The sequence below is a fragment of the Bacillus haikouensis genome, from assembly GCF_013179555.1.
In the GTDB taxonomy this organism is placed as follows: domain Bacteria; phylum Bacillota; class Bacilli; order Bacillales; family Bacillaceae_B; genus Rossellomorea; species Rossellomorea haikouensis_A.
This window is the reverse complement of the sequence record NZ_JABMCR010000264.1, coordinates 1-5,537: the sequence shown is the minus strand read 5'-3', so window position 1 is coordinate 5,537 and position 5,537 is coordinate 1. Positions and strand designations below refer to the sequence as shown.

Sequence of the window (5,537 nt, the reverse complement as noted above, 5' to 3'; positions counted from 1 at the left end):
GTTCAAAGGGCCTCCCTGCACAATGAAGATCTCATCAGGGAAAAAGACATCAAGATCGGTGATCATGTTGTCATCAAAAAGGCTGGTGATATCATTCCTGAAGTGGTAAACGTGCTCGAAGAAAAGAGAACCGGGGATGAACAGGAATTCAGCATGCCGACTCATTGTCCAGAGTGTGAAAGCGAACTTGTAAGGCTTGAAGGAGAAGTGGCGCTGCGCTGCATCAATCCTAAATGTCCGGCTCAAATCCGTGAAGGACTTATTCATTTTGTCTCCAGGAATGCGATGAATATCGATGGTCTTGGTGAAAAGGTGATAAGCCAGCTGTTCAAGGAGCAATTGATTGAGGATGTCGCAGATCTATATAAATTGGAACGTGACCAGCTGCTCCAACTTGAGAGGATGGGGGAGAAATCCGTTGATAACCTGCTCCGGGCGATCGAGTCTTCCAAAAAGAATTCGCTTGAGAAGTTACTGTTCGGATTAGGCATCCGCCATGTTGGCGCGAAAGCCGCTAAAACGCTTGCCCAGGAATTTGAAGCAATGGATGCCCTGATGGGGCTTGCTCAAGAAGAGTTGACAAACATCAATGAAATAGGGGAGAAGATGGCCGATGCGGTCGTCGCTTATTTCGAAAATGACGAAGTGAAAGAATTGATCCAGGAGCTCAAAGATGCTGGGGTGAACATGGAATACAAGGGCCCTAAACCGGTAGCGGCTAGCGAAGCCGACTCTTACTTTGCGGGCAAGACAATTGTTTTGACCGGGAAAATCGAGCGGTTAAGCCGAAATGAAGCGAAAGAGAGAATCGAGATGCTCGGCGGTAAGGTGACAGGAAGTGTCAGCAAGAAAACAGATCTTGTCATTGCAGGGGAAGAAGCAGGGTCAAAGCTCACAAAGGCGAATGAGCTCGAAATAGAAGTTTGGGACGAGGACAAGCTGATGGAAGAACTTAACCGATAAGAGGTGTAAATAGTAATGAAAAAAAGGCTATCGGCTGCATTAGCCGCCCTGTTGATACTTGGCGGCTGTGCACCGACGTTTGAAAAACAGGATCAAGTCGTTCAGGAAAATCAGGATAGCGAATCTAAGAAAGCGATCATTCCTAACTTTCAAATTTCAAACGATTATTATAGGACCATGCTGCCTTATGATACGAGTAAAACCCGCGGGGTTGTCGTGAATGATCTTGGCTCAAGGTACGATATTAATGAAATCGAGAATGGGCTTCTGCGCGTTGCCCAAAATCGTTTCTCCACCAATGAATACTTCTTCAAAGAAGGTCAATTCTTAACAAAGAAAATGGTCGACAGCTGGCTTCAACGAAAGTATACAAGTGAACAGCTTGCTGAAAAAGGATTGAAAGAAAGCGAGAACCTTGGATTGAACCCGGTTCAAACCAAAGGGGAGGATGCACCGATCTATTTGGCTCATATCGTGGAGCATAATTATTTGATGAAAAAGAAAGATGACAACAAAGTCACACTTGGCGGCGTCGTCGTTGCTCTTTCATTGAATTCCGTCAACTATGAAACCAATCTTTCGACTGGAACGAGGGCGGTCAAGAATATCAGTAACGAAGTATTGAAAGAGCAGGGGGCCAAGATGGCTGGGGAAGTCCTGAAGAGGATGCGTGAGAAGGAAGATCTCCAGAATGTTCCCATCATGATCGCCTTATACAAGCAGGCTCCGAAGCAGCAGGTGGTCCCTGGTGAATTTTTTGCATATACAACTGTAGATGCAGGGGCCAGTACCATCGGGGATTGGGAAGGCGTCGATGAAGAATACTACATTTATCCTTCTCCTCAAGCAGCCGAGAATCACCCGAATGACAATAAGATATTCCAGGAACTGAAGAAAGAAATCGAAAATTACTTTCCGGTGTTCACAGGCGTAACGGGCGAAGCCCTTTATCAAAACAATAAAATGGCCAAACTGAACTTGGAAGTGGCGCTTACCTTTAACGGGAAGACTGAAACAATCGGGTTTGCCCAGTATCTCTCCAATTTGATCGGTAAGAATGCACCTGAGAGCTGGGAAGTGGAACTGCTCATACAGTCTTCATACGGACCTGAAGCTTTGGTAGTGAAGAAAAAAGGCAGTAAAGAAACGTATATGCACATCTATGAATGACGGATGTGAAGAGAAAATCCATCTCCTGCGGACCAATCCTGTATGTTGTAGAACAGGGTTGGTTTTTTCATAGGTTTTACTTTTGCTTGCCCCGTCTCTGCAAAAAAACGAAACTGGCACATTGTTCATTCGTATAGTATGTAAAGGAGGGAATAACCGTGGACGGATTTTCTTTTTACGGCTTACTTGTGGCCGCGGTTTTATTTGTCATCACGCTTGTCATGATCCCTGTTCAATATCGGTACATCCATTCGATGGAAGAAGAAAGGGAGAAGAAAAAACATGAACATGGAGAAGTTTATGATAAGATGCCGCTCGGGGAAGAATTCCTTCATATGAATTCGCAAATCAATCCTCTGTTTCTTCCTGCCAATTTGATTGCGTATTTAATTTACAAAGCAAAACATAAACGAAAGTAGCTTGGAAGTAAACCCCTTGAAACCTTTATTTCAAGGGGTTTTTTTATCATGCAAAAAATGTCGAAGAGATTTTCAAAAAAGTGGTTCCATCTGTCTATTTACTGTTATATAATACAAACAAGTTAATTAAACTGTATTATAACAAAAACAAACCAATAAAGAGGTGATGAACGAGTATTAATTTAATCCATGACACGATCCAGTCAACTAAGAGGCAGCAGGCAGGTTTGAAATAGGAAAATAAAACTGTTGCAGTACACTAACAACATTTGCACCTTCAGCAACCAACATCTTTTTACCCATCCAGGACTGCCACACACATAATACCCACCAAGATAAAAAAGCCCATTGTGTACTTAAGATTTATTGAATTACCGCTTAAACTAACGGGGAAAGGACCTCAAAATAGAAAAAGGAGAGATGGACAATGACAAAAAACAGTGTGAATAAGCGTGCGGAAGCTATACAGGAAAGCTGGGAACTGGATAAGCGATGGCAGGGAGTATCGAGACCTTACAATGCAGAGGATGTTATCCGTTTAAGGGGAACCATTGATATCGAACACACACTGGCGAGACGCGGTTCTGAAAAACTGTGGAATCTCTTGCACGAGGAAAACTATATCAATGCACTGGGGGCACTAACAGGAAACCAGGCGGTTCAGCAAGTCAGGGCAGGATTGAAGGCCATTTACTTAAGCGGATGGCAGGTAGCAGCAGATGCCAATCTTGCTGGTCAGATGTATCCGGATCAAAGCCTGTATCCTGCAAACTCCGTACCATCTGTCGTAAAGCGGATTAATCAAGCGCTGCAGCGTGCGGATCAGGTCCATTATGTGGAAGGGGATGGATCGATTGATTGGTTCGTTCCGATCGTAGCGGATGCAGAAGCAGGGTTTGGCGGCCAGCTGAATGTATTTGAATTGATGAAAGGAATGATTGAAGCGGGGGCGTCGGCCGTTCACTTTGAAGATCAGCTTTCCTCAGAGAAGAAATGCGGCCACTTGGGCGGGAAGGTGCTGCTGCCAACTCAAACATCCGTGAAGAATTTGATTTCCGCGCGGCTTGCAGCGGATGTAATGGGCGTTCCGACGTTGATCGTGGCCCGCACGGATGCCAATGCAGCGGACTTGATCACCAGTGATGTAGATTCATATGATGCCCCATTTATCACCGGAGAGCGTACACCTGAAGGATTCTTCAGAACGAAAGCAGGACTTGATCAGGCGATTGCCAGGGGTCTTGCATACGCTCCTTACGCAGATCTTGTATGGTGCGAAACATCTGAACCGGATCTTGAAGAAGCACGTCGTTTTGCAGAAGCAATCCATAAGGAGCATCCTGGTAAACTTCTGGCATATAACTGTTCGCCATCCTTTAATTGGAAGAAAAAACTTGACGACGATACGATTGCAAAGTTCCAGGTGGAATTAGGCAAAATGGGCTACAAGTTCCAATTCGTTACGCTTGCCGGCTTCCATGCTCTTAATCACAGTATGTTCGAGCTGGCGCGGGGTTACAGGGACCGGGGCATGGCTGCTTATTCTGAACTGCAGCAGGCTGAATTCGCAAGTGAAAAGCACGGTTATTCCGCTACACGACATCAGCGGGAAGTAGGAACTGGCTATTTTGATGAAGTATCCATGGTGATCTCAGGAGGCACTTCCTCCACAACAGCGCTGAAAGGTTCCACAGAAGCAGCGCAATTCTAAGAATAAAATGCAGAGCCCGTCCCGCAGTGCGTTTAAGCGCTGCAGGACGGGATTTTTGTTTAGGGTAAAAGTACGAATGTGAAATTTTAATAAATATACTATTGATTTTATGTTTATGCAGTCATATAATTAGACCTAATTTAAATCTACTTTGTGTGGTGAATGGTTAATGAATGTTGGAATTGTCGGTTCTACTGGTTATGGTGGGGTGGAGCTCCACCGCCTTCTGTCAAATCATCCTTCTGTTGGCGAATGTATTTTATATTCATCAACTTTGAATGGAAATTCATATGTTGAGCAATATCCACATTTGACTGAGTTGTCAAATGAATTAGTCAGGGGCATTCAGCTTGAAGAGATGAAGGAGCTCGATGTCGTTTTCCTGGCCGTGCCGTCAGGGATTTCCAAAGAATTGACTCCTGAATTATTGAAGGGGAAGGCAAAAATCATTGATTTGTCAGGAGACCTCAGGCTTCAGGATCCAAAGGAGTATCAAGAATGGTATAAAGGGGAGGCAGCAGAGATCTCCGTTATAAACAAGGCTGCCTACGGACTCACAGAGTGCAACCGGGAAGTCATTAAAGAAGCGGAGCTTATCGCCAACCCGGGGTGCTTTCCGACAGCGTCCCTCCTGGCACTTGCACCCTTAGTTCAAAAGAAGATGATTCAGCCGGATTCCCTGATCATCGATGCTAAGACGGGTTTATCCGGAGCAGGGAGGAAAGCATCACTTTCAAGTCACTTTTCTGAAACCCAGGAGAATCTGAGGATTTACAAGGTGAATGAGCATCAGCATACACCGGAAATCGAACAGCAGCTGAAGCTTTGGAATCCCGAGTGGGCACCAATCACTTTTTCGACTCATCTTATTCCAATGACACGCGGCATCATGGCGACGATCTATGGCAATCTTGAAACAGTTCATACGACAGAGGAGCTGCATGAATTCTATCAAGCTTTTTACAGAAGCAGCCCATTCGTACGGATCAGGCCCAGCGGTCAATATCCGGGTACAAAGGAAGTGTTCGGCACCAACTTCTGCGATATTGCTATAAAAGCAGATTCGAGAACGGGAAGGGTCACCATTGTATCCGTCATCGACAATCTGATAAAAGGAGCAGCAGGTCAGGCTGTGCAAAATATGAATCTCATGTTTGGGTTGGATGAAACGGCCGGGCTTCACTATTATCCAATTTATCCTTAAGGAGGAGAGAGAAATGAATGTGGCGGAAAAAGGACCAGTTCAGAAGATCGAAGGAGGCAGTATCGTATCA

The 5,537-nt window shown here is 45.0% G+C and carries 5 protein-coding genes; all 5 read left to right on the top strand.

Features of this window, described 5'->3' with window-relative positions; translation table 11 throughout:
* The coding region (ligA, locus tag HP456_RS19150; RefSeq protein WP_172254064.1) for an NAD-dependent DNA ligase LigA at positions 1 to 963 on the top strand (963 nt) is incomplete at its 5' end.
* A 15-nt stretch (positions 964 to 978) separates the two neighbouring features.
* Positions 979 to 2,133, top strand: a complete 1,155-nt coding sequence (locus tag HP456_RS19145) for a CamS family sex pheromone protein (RefSeq protein ID WP_172254062.1) — start codon at positions 979 to 981, stop codon at positions 2,131 to 2,133.
* A 158-nt stretch (positions 2,134 to 2,291) separates the two neighbouring features.
* A complete protein-coding gene (locus tag HP456_RS25145) occupies positions 2,292 to 2,552 on the top strand; it encodes a DUF3949 domain-containing protein (protein ID WP_172254060.1) in 261 nt (86 codons plus the stop codon).
* 427 nt (positions 2,553 to 2,979) lie between these two features.
* The gene (aceA, locus tag HP456_RS19135; protein WP_172254058.1) at positions 2,980 to 4,263 is read left to right on the top strand and encodes an isocitrate lyase; all 1,284 of its coding nucleotides are present in this window, start codon (positions 2,980 to 2,982) and stop codon (positions 4,261 to 4,263) included.
* Between the two features lie 169 nt (positions 4,264 to 4,432).
* A complete protein-coding gene (argC, locus tag HP456_RS19130; RefSeq protein ID WP_172254056.1) occupies positions 4,433 to 5,467 on the top strand; it encodes an N-acetyl-gamma-glutamyl-phosphate reductase in 1,035 nt (344 codons plus the stop codon).
* Positions 5,468 to 5,537 lie beyond the last annotated feature (70 nt).